This window comes from Microbacterium sp. GXS0129 (assembly GCF_044769785.1).
In the GTDB taxonomy this organism is placed as follows: domain Bacteria; phylum Actinomycetota; class Actinomycetes; order Actinomycetales; family Microbacteriaceae; genus Microbacterium; species Microbacterium nymphoidis.
The window spans coordinates 596199-610301 of sequence record NZ_JBIZVZ010000002.1 but is presented as its reverse complement, the minus strand read 5'-3'; the positions used below and the strand labels follow the sequence as shown (position 1 = coordinate 610301).

Here is a 14103-nt window from a genome sequence, read left to right as displayed (position 1 = left end):
GGTGACTGATTCCTCAGGCGGAGAGTTCCGCAACCCCTATGCACCCCTGCCGCCGTCACCGCCGGGTGGCGTGCCCGCGCCGGTCGACATGGACGGCGCGCGTCCCGCGGCGAACCCGGCTCCGCCGCAGCGGGTGAGAGCGCGGCGCCGAGCTGCAGGACAGGCGCGAGATGCCCAGCGGTCGCGATCTCTCCCCTCAGAGCGCTCGACGGCTGGACCGGGCTCTGCGGCCTCCGCCGCTCCCACCTCAGCCACGGCGGCACCGACGGCGCCTTCCTCCGCTGATGCGCGCCCGTCCGGCGACCCGTGGCAGAGTCTGGTCGATCTCAGCGCTGTCGTCGCCGCACCGCCGCGCCAGCCGCTCCGGGTCGGCACCTTCACGCTGCGTGAGGTGCTCGTGGTCGTCCTGGGTCTCGCGCAACTCGCAGCCGGGTTCGTCTCGGTCTCGCCCGGGCCCTATCATCCGGTGATCGCTCTCGGCGTGCTCTGGGTGATGATCATCGCCCTGCCTGCCGGCGCCGTCATCCTCACCGTCGTGCGTCGCTGCTGGGCGCCGCAGGTGCGGGTCGGCATGTTCAGCGTCGACGCATTCATCGCGGCCGCATCGGTCAGCGCGGTGCTGGGGTGGCTCAACGTGATGACGCTGGGCCCCGTGGCCTGGTTCGGATGCCTGCTGGCCGTCGGGTTCGTGGCGATCGGGCTGGCCGGTTCGCTGATCCCGGGTCTGCGCGAAGACTTCACGTCCAGGCCGGCCGCCCTCGCCCATTCTTCCGATCGGCCGCTGCGCCCGCGAGCCGGGGAGAGAGCCGTCGCCGGGACCGACGCGATCCTCGTCAGCGCGGGGGACGCCGCGCGTGGCGTGGTGCCTCCGGTTCGTGCGGTCACCATGTTCCCCGCTGCCGGTCCGTTTCGGCATCCGGTCCCACGTGTGATCGGAAGTGGAATGGACGAGGCCTCTCTCACCTCCCCACGAATCGACGATGGCCACGGCATCGCCGCGGCCTTCGGCTCCGCGTCGGCCGATGACGGTCACCGGACGGGCGCCGCTCCCGTGGCGGATAGCATGGGGGAGGCCGCCCCGGCCCCCGGCTCCCCGATGGACGCGCCCGCAGTCGCGGGAGGTGTCGACGCGAAGACGGAGTCTGAGGGCGACCGGGCACGAAGCGGTTCCGAATCTCCGGCGCACCGGGGCTTCTGGATCCTCGTCCCCGAGGAGCGCATCGCGGTCGATCCGTTGGGTCGTCCGATGTTCCCCGTGGGACCGTCCGCATGGACGCTCGCCCTTGAAGACCGCGGGGACCGCCTGCTGGTCCGCTCTGCGGACGGGCGCGTGGGACTCCTCACCGACCTGACCGGAGTGATCAGAAACTGATGCGCACCATCGACCTGCGCGGGCAGCAGCTCTCGCCCGCAGAACTTCTCGCCGTGGTCCCCCGGGGCGCCGACGCGCATGCGAACGCGCAGGTCGTCGCGGCGGAGATCGTCGCAGATGTACGCGCGCGTGGTGAGGAAGCCCTCCGCGAGCAGGCGGCGCGCTTCGACGGAGTCGAAGGTCACGCCATCCGCGTGCCGCGTGAGCAGCTGGATGAGGCGCTCGCGACCGTCGATCCCGCCGTGCGGGCAGCGCTGGAGGAGTCCATCCGCCGGGTGCGTCTGGCCTCTGCGGCGCAGGTCCCCGCGCCGCAGGTGACCGAGATCGCCGACGGTGCCCGCGTCACGCAGCGCTGGCAGCCGGTCAACCGCGTGGGCGTCTACGTCCCGGGCGGTAAGGCTGCGCTGTCCTCGAGCGTCGTCATGAACGTCGTCCCCGCTCAGGTGGCAGGTGTGACCTCCATCGCGCTGGCATCGCCACCGCAGCGCGAGCACGGGGGCCGTGTCCACCCGACCATCCTGGCTGCGGCGGCGCTCCTCGGCATCGAGGAGGTCTATGCGGTGGGCGGCGCGGGTGCCATCGGCGCCCTCGCCCACGGCGTCTCCGCGCTCGGCCTGAACCCGGTGGACGTGGTGACCGGACCGGGAAACAACTTCGTGGCCGCCGCCAAGCGCGTGGTCTCCGGCACGGTGGGCATCGACGCCGAAGCCGGCGCCACGGAGATCCTCGTCGTGGCCGACGACACCGCCGACGCCGCTCTCGTCGCCGCCGACCTGGTCAGCCAGGCCGAGCACGACGAGCAGGCAGGCGCGGTGCTCGTCACCGACTCTCCAGCGCTCGCCGACGCCGTCGTCGCTGCGGTCGACGCGCGGGTGGGAAGCACCAAGCACGCGGAGCGCGTTCGAGCCGCACTGGCCGGTCCGCAGTCCGCGATCGTGCTGGTCGACTCGCCCGAGGCCGCGTGCGCCGTCAGCAACGCCTACGGCCCGGAGCACCTAGAGCTTCACATCCGTGACGCCGCCGCCGCGGCCGCCGGATACACCAACGCGGGCGCGCTCTTCATCGGACCCTCGTCGCCGGTGAGCCTGGGGGACTACCTCGCCGGCTCGAACCACGTCCTGCCGACCGCCGGCTCCTCCCGCTTCGCCGCGGGCCTCGGCGCGCACACGTTCCTGCGACCGCAGCAGATCATCGAGTACTCCCGCGAGGCGCTGGAAGCGGTGCACTCCGACATCGTGGCCATGGCAAACGCCGAGGACCTGCCGGCGCACGGCGAGGCGGTCACCGCACGCTTCGCCTGACACGCGGACCCTGGCAGTTCGGTGCGCGCCGTCCCGGGTGGGACGGCGCGCACCCGCGTGTGCCGTATTCTGTGGAAGCCATGCATTGCCCGTTCTGCCGCCATTCCGATTCCCGCGTGATCGATTCGCGTACCAGCGATGACGGTCTCTCGATCCGTCGTCGTCGTCAGTGTCCCGAGTGCGGAGGACGATTCTCCACGCTGGAGACCGCGAGCCTCGGCGTGATCAAGCGCTCCGGCGCGATCGAGCCGTTCAGCCGTGACAAGGTCGTCTCCGGTGTGCGCAAGGCCTGCCAGGGCCGCCCCGTCACCGACGCCGACCTCGCACTGCTCGCCCAGCGGGTGGAGGAGGCCGTGCGCCAGACCGGCCAGAGCCAGATCGACGCGAACGAGATCGGTCTCGCCATCCTGCAGCCGCTGCGCGAGCTCGACGAGGTGGCGTACCTCCGCTTCGCCAGCGTCTACCAGGCCTTCGAGTCCCTCGAGGATTTCGAGGCCGCGATCACGGATCTGCGCGCGGACCACGCGCGGCCGGTGCGCGCGGCCGACTGACGCATCACCGTGGCGGATGCGCATCCGCGTCGCCGGTAATCTGGAAGGCGATGTATGCCTTCGCCTTCCGCGTGTTCTTCTCGAAGCTCGATCCCGAGACGGCGCACCATCTCGTCAATCCGGTCATCCGCCTGATCGGTCTGCCGCCGTTCTCCTGGATCGCCCGTGCTCTCACCCGTCCCGCGGCGTCGACACGTACCAAGGCCCTCGGGCTGTGGTTCCCCTCGCCGTTCGGTATCGCCGCCGGCTTCGACAAGGACGTCCGGATGGTGCGCGGGCTGGCTGCCCTCGGATTCGGGCACGTCGAGGTGGGAACCGTCACGGCCATCGCCCAGGAGGGCAACCCGCGTCCGCGCCTGTTCCGCCTGATCCCGGACCGGGCCATCGTGAACCGCATGGGCTTCAACAACCACGGAGCTGCGGCCGCGGCGCACCAGCTCGAGAAGCTCCGCCGGCGCACCCCCGACATCGTGATCGGCGCCAACATCGGCAAGAGCCGAGTGGTGGACGTCGACGATGCCACCGCCGACTACGTCCGCAGCGCGAGTCTCGTCGCCCCGCACGCCGACTACCTCGCGGTCAATGTGTCGTCACCGAACACACCGGGCCTTCGCGGTCTGCAGGCCCTCGAGACACTCGCGCCGCTGCTGCAGGCGGTGCGCGAGGCGGCTGGCGACACGCCCGTGCTCGTCAAGATCGCGCCCGATCTCACCGACGACGAGATCACGGGGATCGCCCGCCTCGCGGTGCGCGAAGGGCTGGCCGGAATCATCGCCACGAACACCACGATCTCGCGTGAGGGCCTGCGCACCGATGCCGCGGTCGTCGAGGCAGCCGGTGCGGGTGGATTGTCCGGCGCTCCGCTTAAGGCTCGCTCGCTGGAGGTGCTGCGCACGGTGCGTTCGGCTGTCCCCGAGGACTTCTGCGTGATCTCCGTCGGCGGCGTCGAGACCGGTGCGGATGTCCGCGAGCGGCTGGCGGCCGGCGCCACCCTCGTGCAGGGCTACAGCGCGTTCATCTACGAGGGCCCGTTCTGGGGCCGCAAGCTCAACCGGGCCCTCGCCGCTCACTGAGGGAAGACGGAGGGCCCCGATCCACGCGGATCGGGGCCCTCCGTTCAGCTTGCTCACACGGGGTACTGGCCGCGCTTCACCTGAGGCTTCGGCAGACGGATGAAACGCATCTGCATGGATCGCATCGCCGAGTACCAGCCGAGACCGCGCTCGAGACGGTCCGCACCGTACTTCGCCGCGAGCTTCTTCTTGACATTGCGAGCGAGGATCAGCATGTCGCCGATCATGAGCAGCACGTAGACGAAGAGGACCATGAAGGCGATGTAGTAGACCTCGGTCACCGGGATCATCGACGTCAGCAGCACGAGGATCATGATCGGCATCACGAACTCGCCGAGGTGGAAGCCGGCGTCGACGTAATCGCGGGCCCAGCGCTTCTGGGGACCCTTGTCGCGGGCAGGCAGATACTTCTCCTCGCCGTTGGCCATGCCGTCACGGGCGCGGTTGCGCTGCTCGTTGAGGCGGGCGCGTGCTGCGGCCTTGGCCTCCTTGGTGTCGGGCGCGAGGGGACGGCGGCGCGCGGCCTCCTGCTCGGCGCGGGAGGGCGTCGCACGCCCCTTGCCGACGGCGGGCGTCGCTGCCTCGTCAGGGGTGGGGGTTTCGGCTTTCTGCGCCACGGATGACCTCTCGTCGTCGTCGGGAACCCTTCTAAGATTACCCGCATGACCTCTGAGCAGCATCCGCACCCCGAAACGCTGTCCGACTCCGATTCCGCCATCCTCGCCGCGGCACGCGCCGGTGTGCCTGCAGCGCTCGCCGACCTCGGCGGCCTGGTTCGGATCCCGTCCATCGCCTGGCCCGCCTTCGATCAGACGCAGTTGCAGCGCAGCGCTGCCGCCGTCGCCGAACTCGCCGAAGGCACGGGAGTGTTCGATTCGGTTCGCGTGACGACGGCGGCGATTCCCGGAACCGACGAGCACGGGCAGCCCGCGGTGCTCGCCACCCGCGCCGCCCGCAACGGCAAGCCCACCATCCTCCTCTACGCGCACCACGACGTGCAGCCTCCGGGAGATGAGGCGCTGTGGGACACCCCGCCGTTCGAGCCCACCGTGCGTGACGGGCGCCTCTACGGTCGCGGCGCAGCCGACGACAAGGCCGGCATCATGGCTCACATCGCCGCCATCCGTGCGCTGGTGGAATCGGCGGGAGCGGACTTCGATCTCGGTATCGCGATGTTCATCGAGGGCGAGGAGGAGTACGGATCACGATCGTTCGCGCAGTTCCTGCAGGACAACGCCGATGCTCTGCGCGCGGACGTGATCGTCGTCGCCGACTCCGGCAACTGGGACTCGCACACCCCGGCGCTCACCGTTTCGCTGCGTGGCAACGCGCGTTTCACCCTGACGGTGCGCACCCTGGAGCACGCCTCGCATTCCGGGATGTTCGGGGGAGCGGTGCCCGACGCCATGCTCGCCACGATCAAGCTGCTCGGCACGCTCTGGGACGAGAACGGCGCGGTCGCGGTCGAGGGCCTCACGGTGCGCGACGCAGAGACGCCGGACTACTCCGAGGAGACGTTGCGCGATGAGGCCGGGCTGCTCCCGGGCGTCTCACCCATCGGCGACGGCACGATCCTCAGCCGCATCTGGAACAAGCCGTCCGTCACCGTCACAGGCATCGACTTCACCTCGGTGGCCAACGCCTCCAACACCATCTCACCAGAGGTGACCGTGGTGATCTCCTCCCGTGTGGCACCGGGGCAGCGGGCCCAGGATGCCTACGCCGCCCTGGAGGCGCACCTGCGCGCCCACGCTCCGTTCGGCGCCGAGCTCACCTTCAGCGACGTCGACTGTGGGGACGGGTTCCTCGTCGACACCAGCGGCTACGCCGTCGACATCGCGCGAGGCGCGATGCACGACGGATACGGCCGGGCCCCGGTCGACTTCGGTGTGGGCGGCTCGATTCCCTTCATCGCCGACCTCGTGCGTGACTTCCCCGAAGCGCAGATCCTGGTGACCGGTGTGGAGGACCCGCACGCCCGTGCGCACAGCCCGAACGAGTCGCTGCACCTGGAGACGTTCGCCAACGCGATCGCCACCGAGGCGCTGCTGCTGAACCGCCTGAACGAACGAACCGCCTGAATCGGCCCGCAGCTGCGGACGCGCCGGTAGAATCGACACAGCCCGAACGCGGCGACACGCTTTGGAGGAACCATGACGGACACCACCCTGGACACGCAGGCGCCGGCGCACGGCGTCACCCTCACCACGGCGGCCTCCGCCAAGGTGAAGAGCCTGCTGGAGCAGGAGGGGCGTGACGATCTTCGTCTGCGCGTCGCCGTCCAGCCCGGCGGATGCTCCGGCCTGATCTACCAGCTCTACTTCGACGAGCGCTACCTCGAGGGCGACGAGACCGTCGACTTCGACGGCGTCGAGGTCATCGTGGACAACATGTCGGTGCCGTACCTGGACGGCGCGGCCATCGACTTCAAGGACACGATCAGCGAGCAGGGCTTCACCATCGACAACCCGAACGCTGCAGGCAGCTGCGCGTGCGGTGACAGCTTCCACTGAATCCGCACCCCCACGATCGGCGTCGACCCCGCACGGGGCCGGCGCCGATCGTCATTTCGTGCACGGACGCGCGTTATCCGATCGTGACGGGACAGGCGATTCCACGGGCGAAGCGAGCCTCCTCGCGCGACGCGCCGGGGGAGTGCACTCCGATCCGAGCCGAACACGCCGACAGGATGTCGGCAAAACGGCGAACCGCTGGACGGATGGCCTGAACAGCGTGTGAGGTTGCTCTAGACTGAGAGTTGACTGATTAGCGATCCGAAAGGTGCATCGTGCCGTCCAAACGTCACCTCCGCTGGGCCGCCCTCCCCGTCGGGCTGGGCGCAGGCGCCCTCGTTCTTGCCGGCTGCACGCCGCAGGAGCTCAACGGTTTCCTGCCCGGCTTCATGGACGACAGCGGTAATGCGCTGCCTCCTGCCACCAACCACACCGAGATGGTGTCCGGCCTCTGGACCACCTCGTGGATCGTCCTGCTCGTGGTCGGTGCGATCACGTGGGCGCTCATGCTCTTCGCGGCCGTGGCGTACCGTCGCCGCAAGGGCCAGACCGGCCTGCCCGTGCAGATGCGCTACAACATGCCGATCGAGATCTTCTACACGATCGTCCCGTTGATCCTGGTCGTCGGCTTCTTCTTCTTCACCGCACGCGACCAGGCGATCCTGGAGACGCAGTACGAAGACCCCGACGTTTCCGTCATCGCCACGGGAAAGCAGTGGGCCTGGGACTTCGAGTACCAGGGTGACTCGGCCGACGGTTCGGACGACGTCTGGAGCATGGGCGTTCAGGCCCAGCCCGACAAGGACGGCAACGTCAACCAGGACGCGCTTCCCACGCTGTACCTTCCCGTCAACAAGACGGTGAAGATCCAGCTCGAGTCGCGTGATGTGGCCCACTCCTTCTGGATCATCGACTTCCTGTACAAGAAGGACCTCTACATCGGTCGCGACAACTTCTGGTCGTTCACCCCCACGCGTGAGGGGACCTACCAGGGCAAGTGCGCCGAGCTCTGTGGCGAGTACCACTCGATGATGCTGTTCAACGTCAAGGTCGTCAGCGACGCCGAGTACGAGGACTACCTCGCATCCCTGAAGGAGAAGGGCCAGACCGGCTCGATCCAGGACGAGTACGACCGCCTCTCCAACCTCCCCGGCACCGGGGCGCACTCCAGCGAGGAGGAACACTGACATGACGACGACCGTCGAGCCCACGCCGGCTGAGAGCGTCCGTCCCACCACGATGCCGCCTCGTCAGGCAGCACTGATGAGCAGCACCCGGGTGGAGCAGAAGGGCAACATCCTCGTCAAGTGGATCACGTCCACCGACCACAAGACGATCGGGTACATGTACCTCATCGCCTCGGTGATCTTCTTCCTCCTCGGCGGTGTGATGGCCCTCATCATCCGCGCCGAGCTGTTCGCTCCGGGCATGCAGATCGTGCCCACCAAGGAGCAGTACAACCAGCTCTTCACGATGCATGGCACGATCATGCTGCTGATGTTCGCGACGCCGCTGTTCGCGGGCTTCGCGAACGCGATCCTGCCGCTTCAGCTGGGAGCGCCGGATGTGGCCTTCCCGCGTCTGAACGCCTTCGCGCTGTGGCTGTTCCTGTTCGGCTCCATCATCGCGGTCGCCGGATTCCTCACCCCGCAGGGAGCCGCCTCGTTCGGATGGTTCGCCTACCAGCCGCTGGCGAACGCCTCGTTCTCGCCCGGCGCCGGAGGAAACCTCTGGATGGTCGGTCTGGGTATGAGCGGTTTCGGCACGATCCTCGGTGCCGTGAACTTCATCACGACCATCATCACGATGCGTGCCCCGGGCATGACCATGTGGCGCATGTCGATCTTCTCGTGGAACACGCTGGTCACCAGCCTCCTGATCCTGATGGCCTTCCCCGTGCTGGCCGCGGCCATGTTCGCCGCTGCCGCAGACCGCATCCTCGGATCGCACGTCTACGACCCGGCCAACGGCGGCGTCCTGCTCTGGCAGCACCTGTTCTGGTTCTTCGGTCACCCCGAGGTGTACATCATCGCCCTGCCGTTCTTCGGCATCGTCTCGGAGATCTTCCCGGTGTTCAGCCGCAAGCCGATCTTCGGGTACAAGACGCTGATCTACGCGACCATCGCGATCGCTGCGCTCTCGGTGGCCGTGTGGGCTCACCACATGTACGTCACCGGCGCCGTCCTCCTGCCGTTCTTCGCGCTGATGACGATGCTCATCGCGGTGCCGACCGGTGTGAAGATCTTCAACTGGATCGGAACGATGTGGCGCGGATCGATCACCTTCGAGACACCCATGGTGTTCGCCCTCGGCTTCCTGGTCTCCTTCGTCTTCGGTGGTCTCACCGGTGTGATCCTGGCCTCGCCGCCGCTGGACTTCGCACTCAGTGACTCGTACTTCGTCGTGGCGCACTTCCACTACGTCGTGTTCGGCACCGTCGTGTTCGCCATGTTCGCCGGCTTCTACTTCTGGTGGCCGAAGTGGACCGGACGCATGCTCAATGAGCGTCTCGGCTACGTCCACTTCTGGATGCTGTTCATCGGCTTCCACATGACGTTCCTCATCCAGCACTGGCTGGGCGTCGACGGCATGCCGCGTCGTTACGCCGACTACTCGGAGTTCGACGGCTGGACCTGGCAGAACCAGGTGTCCACCATTGGTGCCGTGATCCTCGGTGCGTCGATGATCCCGTTCTTCCTGAACGTCTGGATCACCGCTCGCAAGGCGCCGAAGGTCACCGTCAACGACCCGTGGGGTTACGGCGGATCGCTCGAGTGGGCCACGTCCTGCCCGCCGCCGCGTCACAACTTCACGTCGATCCCGCGCATCCGTTCGGAGCGACCGGCATTCGATCTGAACCACCCCGAGGCAGCTGAGGGCTTCGTTCCCACGGCAGCCGACGCGGTCACTGCTGGAGAGGCGAAGTAACGTGAAATCCAACGTCAACCTCTGGTACATCCTCGGCGTCTTCTTCCTGGTCGTCGCGGGCACGTACACCGTCTGGAACGTCGTCGACCACGGTGGTGTGGAGTGGGTCGGCACCGTTGCGCTGCTGTTCTCGTTCTTCATGGCCGTGATGGTGGCCTGGTATCTCGGCCGCGTGAACAAGTCCACGGGCGGCGTCCTGCCCGAGGACTCGCTGACCGCTGACATCGATGACGGGGACCCCGAGCTCGGTGAGTTCAGCCCGTGGTCGTGGTGGCCGCTGGTCCTCGCCTTCTCCGCCGCTGTCTTCATGGTCGGCCTCGCGGTCGGGCAGTTCCTTCTGCCGGTCGGCATCGCGATCTTCGCCATCGCCATCGTCGGCTGGGTCTACGAGTACTACCGCGGCTACTTCGCTCGCTGAGCGAACGAGCTGGAACGCACAATGGCCGCCCTTCGGGGCGGCCATTGTGCGTTCGCTGCTGTTCAGGCGGGCAGCGGCAGGATGAGTGAGGGCGAGTCGTTTCGGACGTTGCCGACGGCTGATCCGACCGGACGGATCTCGAACGTGTCCGACAACTCGGGTGCTGCATCATATGCGGCCTGCAGCACGTCCCGCTGGTAGTCGACGGTGGGATCCAGCCAGGCATCGGCGTAGTCGACGTCCAGAACCACGGGCATGCGGTCATGGATGTCGGCGAGCGGACCGGCGGAAGCGCGCGTCAGGATGGTGAAGCTCAGCAGCCAGCGCGTGGGATCGTCATCGGCCTTCGCGGGGTCGCGCCACCACTCGTACAGCCCCGCGAAGAACAGCGGTTCATCGTCTGCGGGGTGAATGTAGTACGGCTGCTTGCCCTCCGGGCCCGTGTGCCACTCGTAGTACCCGCTCGCGGGGATGACGGCCCGGCGGTTCTCGAAGGCGCTGCGGAACATCGGCTTGTCCTCGAGCTCCTCGGATCGCGCGTTGAACGCGCGGGCTCCGACCGAAGGGTCCTTCGCCCAGGAGGGGACGAGACCCCAGCGCGCGCTCTCCAGACGGCGCGTGGGCGGCTCGGTCTTCACCGAATCCAGCACGATCGCTGCCTGCGCCGTGGGAGCGACGTTCCAGGACGGCGCCGGGAGATTCTCGGCCACCAGATCGACTCGGAGGACCGAGACGAGCTCGGATCCGACTTCAGCTACGACGAAACGTCCGCACATGCTCCCAGCCTAGGACCGGGCACCGACGTTGCGGTGTCGCAGCGCGGCTCAGGAAGCGATGCCGTGCTCGCGCAACTGCTGCAGAAGCCCGGCGCCATCGGACGCGCTGATCCACGGGATGGTGGAGTGGTCGTCCACGAGGGTGCGTCCACCGGCCAGCACGGCCTCGGTCGCGGAGAGCCGCCGGATCGCTACTGCTGCAACGTTCTCCGGGTGTTCCTTGGCGAACGCGGTGTAGATCGCGTCGTCGTGCTGCCCGTCATCGCCGATCAGCAGCCACCGGATCTGGGGGAACTCGCGCGCCAGGCGCTCCAGGTTGTCGCGCTTGTGCTGCTGGCCGCTGCGGAACATCCGGTCGTGCGTCGGTCCCCAGTCGGTGAGGAGCATCGATCCGCGCGGGAACAGGTGACGCTTCTGGAACCGTGCGAGCATGGGTGCGATGTTCCAGGCTCCGGTGGAGAGGTAGATCATCGGCGCTCCGGGGTGCGTGCGGACGAGCCGCTCGAGCATCACTGCCATCCCGGGTACCGGCAGGCGCGCGTGCTCGTTCACGACGAAGGAGTTCCACGCAGCCACCAGCGGGCGCGGCAGCGCGGTGACCATGACCGTGTCATCGACGTCGGACACCACACCGAAGTGGGTGTCGGGGGAGACGATGAACGCCGTGGCATCGACGGGGGCGCCGTCTTCGACGGACATCTGGAACCGCTGCCACCCCGGCTCGAGATCCGCGGGGATGACCACGTCCACCACACCGCCGCGGTCGGTGACGATCTCGTGGCTGACGCCGCCGATAGTGATGCGCACCTGCGCGAAACCCACCGGGATGCCCACGAAGCTGCGCCACCCCCGCACGCTGGCGAACTCGCCGGAGTCGCTCGGACGTTTCTTGGGCAGGATCAGCACTCGGCCGAGGACGCGGACCCATCCGGAACCGCCGTATCCGGGAAACGGTGTGATCGATCCCCGCAGGCCCCGCTCACGGGCCCGCCGCTCGCGCCAGGCGTGGTAGCGGTACTCGACACGCGCGAAGGGGTGGATCTTCGCGGGCACATCGGATTCGGGGGAGGCCATCACGTCCAGTCTGTCACGTCGTCGGCTCGCGGATCGATGTTCGCGGGGGATCAGTCCTGGCCGGTGGGCCCCGGCGGGTCGTCCTGGAGGTGACGGCGCTCGTTGCGCTCGATCACCTTCTTGGCCACGAACACGACGACGAGGAAGAACGCGATGATGGCGACGAAGATGTAGCCGGCGCCGTGGATGCGATCGCTGAGTCCCTTGTACGTCTCCGTGGCGACGGCCGTGATGGTGACGTAGAGCGCCGACCAGATCGTGCAGGCCGGCAGCGTCCAGGCGAGGAATCGCCGGTAGCCGAACCCGCTCATCCCCGCGGTGAGGGGAACCAGCGAATGCAGCACCGGAAGGAAGCGGCTGAGCAGTACCGCAGGGCCGCCGCGACGATTCAGGTAGCGTTCCGCGCGCGTCCAGTTCTTCTCGCCGAGCTTTCGCCCGACCCACGACTGACGGATCTTCGGGCCGAGCCAGTGGCCGAGAGCGTAGCCGACGCTCTCGCCGATCAGGGCCCCGATGATGATCACGACGGTGAGTACGAGCCGCTCCGGGAGGCCCGTGGTGGCGGAGGCCGCGACGATGACGATGGTGTCGCCGGGAACGATCAGTCCGACCAGGACGCTGGTCTCCAGCATGATCGCGACGCCCGCGATGATCGTGCGCAGGACCGGATCAACCGACTGCACCCACTCCAGGATCGCGGAGACGACGTCGTTCACAGAGGAAGCCTAGAACACCGAAGCTGAAGACTCGCAGACGAAAGATCACGAGCGTCTAGGGTGGAGCGGTGACGCACCACTGGATCGATCCCGAGGCCGTGTTCGCCGATCTTGCGCGCGACGGCGGCGACCTCTTCTGGCTCGATGCCGGTCCCGATGCCGTCGCCGGACGGTCCGTCCTGGGGCGGGGAACGGCCGTCGCCTGGGACGAGGTGGCGCGTACACGCATCGTCCCCGGCCCCGCCCCGGATGTCCCGGCTTGGGTCGGCGCGCTGGACTACGAGAGCGGAGCGCGGTGGACGGGTGTCCCCGATGTCACCCCGGAGCACCAGCCGCTGTGGTTGCGCGTGACCGAGGCCGTGGTCTTCGACCACGACACGCGGGTCATGCGCATCCACGGCGATGCCGGCTTCCGCGCGCGCGTGCTGGAGGCCGCGCCGGTCGCGGCGATGCCGGAGGCGGCCGCGACCGGACCGGCGCGAGCGCGCACGACCCCCGGCGAGTACGCCGACCTCGTCGCGCAGTGCCGTGAGTCGATCCGTCTCGGCGACGCCTACCAGCTCTGCCTCACCACTCGGTTCGAGGTCCCCGGACGCCATGACGCCGTCGCGATCCATCGGCGCCTGCGCCGGGCCGCGGCCTCGCATCACGGCGGGTTCCTGCGGGTGGGGCAGACGAGCCTGGTCAGCATCTCTCCGGAGAAGTTCCTCGGGGTGGACGACGGGATCGTCACCACCCGGCCCATCAAGGGCACGCGAGCGCGCAGCGCGGACCCGGACCGTGATGCAGAACTCGCGGCGCAGTTGCACGCGTCGGAGAAGGAACGCGCAGAGAACGTCATGATCGTCGATCTCATGCGCAATGACCTCTCACGCGTCTGCGAGACGGGATCCGTCCGCGTGCGCGGGCTCTGGGAGGTGGAGAGCTATCCGACGGTGCATCAGCTGGTGAGCACGGTCGAGGGACGTCTGCGCGCTCACCTGACCGTCGGTGAGCTGCTGGCGGCGGTGTTCCCCGCGGGTTCCATGACCGGCGCACCGAAGCTGTCGGCGATGACGATCCTCGCGGGCCTGGAGCGCGAACCGCGTGGCTTGTACGCCGGCTGCTTCGGCTGGATCGGCGCGAACGGGTCGTCCGATCTCGCAATGACCATTCGCACCGTGGTGATCGGCCCCGCATCTGCCAGCGTGGGCGCCGGCGGCGGCATCACCTGGGGGTCGATCATCCCCGACGAGGTGGCCGAAGTGGGCATCAAGGCGCGCACGCCGCTGGCGGCTGTCGGTGCCGCGCTGCCCGAGGGCTGGTGAGGGCGGGAGGACCGGCCCGGCGCGGTAACCTGGATGGATGCGCACATCGCGCGAAACCATCCCATTCAGTGAGG

Annotated in this window: 14 protein-coding genes; 10 read left to right on the top strand and 4 right to left on the bottom strand. The window is 68.2% G+C overall.

The annotated features are described in order from the left end of the window. The first annotated feature begins 1 nt into the window (after position 1). The 4 genes from ACIQJ5_RS09290 to ACIQJ5_RS09275 all read left to right on the top strand — a co-directional run bounded on the left by ACIQJ5_RS09290 (position 2) and on the right by ACIQJ5_RS09275 (position 4297). A complete protein-coding gene (locus ACIQJ5_RS09290) occupies positions 2-1372 on the top strand; it encodes a hypothetical protein (RefSeq protein WP_402843081.1) in 1371 nt (456 codons plus the stop codon). After that, positions 1369-2673 carry a histidinol dehydrogenase gene (gene hisD, locus ACIQJ5_RS09285; protein ID WP_402843438.1) on the top strand — a complete coding sequence of 435 codons (1305 nt, stop codon included), beginning with the start codon at positions 1369-1371 and terminating at the stop codon, positions 2671-2673. The genes ACIQJ5_RS09290 and hisD overlap by 4 nt, the downstream gene beginning before the upstream one ends. An 80-nt stretch (positions 2674-2753) precedes the next feature. Then, on the top strand, positions 2754-3224 hold the full coding sequence (nrdR, locus tag ACIQJ5_RS09280; protein ID WP_231092065.1) for a transcriptional regulator NrdR: 471 nt from the start codon (positions 2754-2756) through the stop codon (positions 3222-3224). 50 nt (positions 3225-3274) lie between these two features. Beyond that, positions 3275-4297, top strand: a complete 1023-nt coding sequence (locus tag ACIQJ5_RS09275; RefSeq protein ID WP_402843078.1) for a quinone-dependent dihydroorotate dehydrogenase — start codon at positions 3275-3277, stop codon at positions 4295-4297. A 53-nt stretch (positions 4298-4350) separates the two neighbouring features. On the opposite strand, the gene ACIQJ5_RS09270 is transcribed toward ACIQJ5_RS09275, so the two are convergent. Beyond that, entirely contained in the window at positions 4351-4914 is a 564-nt protein-coding gene (locus ACIQJ5_RS09270; protein ID WP_402843076.1) for a DUF3043 domain-containing protein, read from the bottom strand. 45 nt (positions 4915-4959) lie between these two features. On the opposite strand from ACIQJ5_RS09270, the gene ACIQJ5_RS09265 reads away from it, so the two are divergent. The 5 genes from ACIQJ5_RS09265 (at position 4960) to ACIQJ5_RS09245 (ending at position 10156) form a co-directional block, all read left to right on the top strand. Further along, positions 4960-6378 carry a dipeptidase gene (locus ACIQJ5_RS09265; protein ID WP_231092068.1) on the top strand — a complete coding sequence of 473 codons (1419 nt, stop codon included), beginning with the start codon at positions 4960-4962 and terminating at the stop codon, positions 6376-6378. 72 nt (positions 6379-6450) lie between these two features. Beyond that, positions 6451-6810 (top strand): iron-sulfur cluster insertion protein ErpA, encoded by a 360-nt coding sequence (gene erpA / locus ACIQJ5_RS09260; RefSeq protein WP_231092069.1) that lies wholly within the window; start codon positions 6451-6453, stop codon positions 6808-6810. 275 nt (positions 6811-7085) lie between these two features. Continuing rightward, complete coding sequence (coxB, locus tag ACIQJ5_RS09255) at positions 7086-7997, top strand: cytochrome c oxidase subunit II (protein ID WP_231092070.1); 912 nt, start codon at positions 7086-7088, stop codon at positions 7995-7997. Positions 7998-8049: 52 nt separating this feature from the next. After that, positions 8050-9738: a cytochrome c oxidase subunit I gene (gene ctaD / locus ACIQJ5_RS09250; RefSeq protein ID WP_231092145.1), complete on the top strand. Its 1689-nt coding sequence runs from the start codon at positions 8050-8052 to the stop codon at positions 9736-9738. Between the two features lies 1 nt (position 9739). Continuing rightward, positions 9740-10156, top strand: coding sequence for a cytochrome c oxidase subunit 4 (locus ACIQJ5_RS09245; protein ID WP_231092071.1), 417 nt, complete (start codon positions 9740-9742; stop codon positions 10154-10156). A gap of 62 nt (positions 10157-10218) precedes the next feature. Here the strand turns inward: ACIQJ5_RS09245 and ACIQJ5_RS09240 are convergent, their stop codons facing one another. Genes ACIQJ5_RS09240 through ACIQJ5_RS09230 form a run of 3 tightly spaced genes read right to left on the bottom strand, consistent with a single transcriptional unit; the run spans position 10219 to position 12722 of the window. Next, positions 10219-10932, bottom strand: a complete 714-nt coding sequence (locus ACIQJ5_RS09240) for an SOS response-associated peptidase (protein WP_231092072.1) — start codon at positions 10930-10932, stop codon at positions 10219-10221. Positions 10933-10980: 48 nt separating this feature from the next. Continuing rightward, positions 10981-12006 (bottom strand): App1 family protein, encoded by a 1026-nt coding sequence (locus ACIQJ5_RS09235; protein WP_402843071.1) that lies wholly within the window; start codon positions 12004-12006, stop codon positions 10981-10983. A 50-nt stretch (positions 12007-12056) separates the two neighbouring features. Next, a complete protein-coding gene (locus ACIQJ5_RS09230; RefSeq protein ID WP_231092074.1) occupies positions 12057-12722 on the bottom strand; it encodes a DedA family protein in 666 nt (221 codons plus the stop codon). A gap of 68 nt (positions 12723-12790) precedes the next feature. Here ACIQJ5_RS09230 and ACIQJ5_RS09225 point away from each other — a divergent pair, with 68 nt between their 5' ends. Then, positions 12791-14029 carry an anthranilate synthase component I family protein gene (locus ACIQJ5_RS09225; RefSeq protein ID WP_402843067.1) on the top strand — a complete coding sequence of 413 codons (1239 nt, stop codon included), beginning with the start codon at positions 12791-12793 and terminating at the stop codon, positions 14027-14029. The last annotated feature ends 74 nt before the right edge of the window (positions 14030-14103 follow it).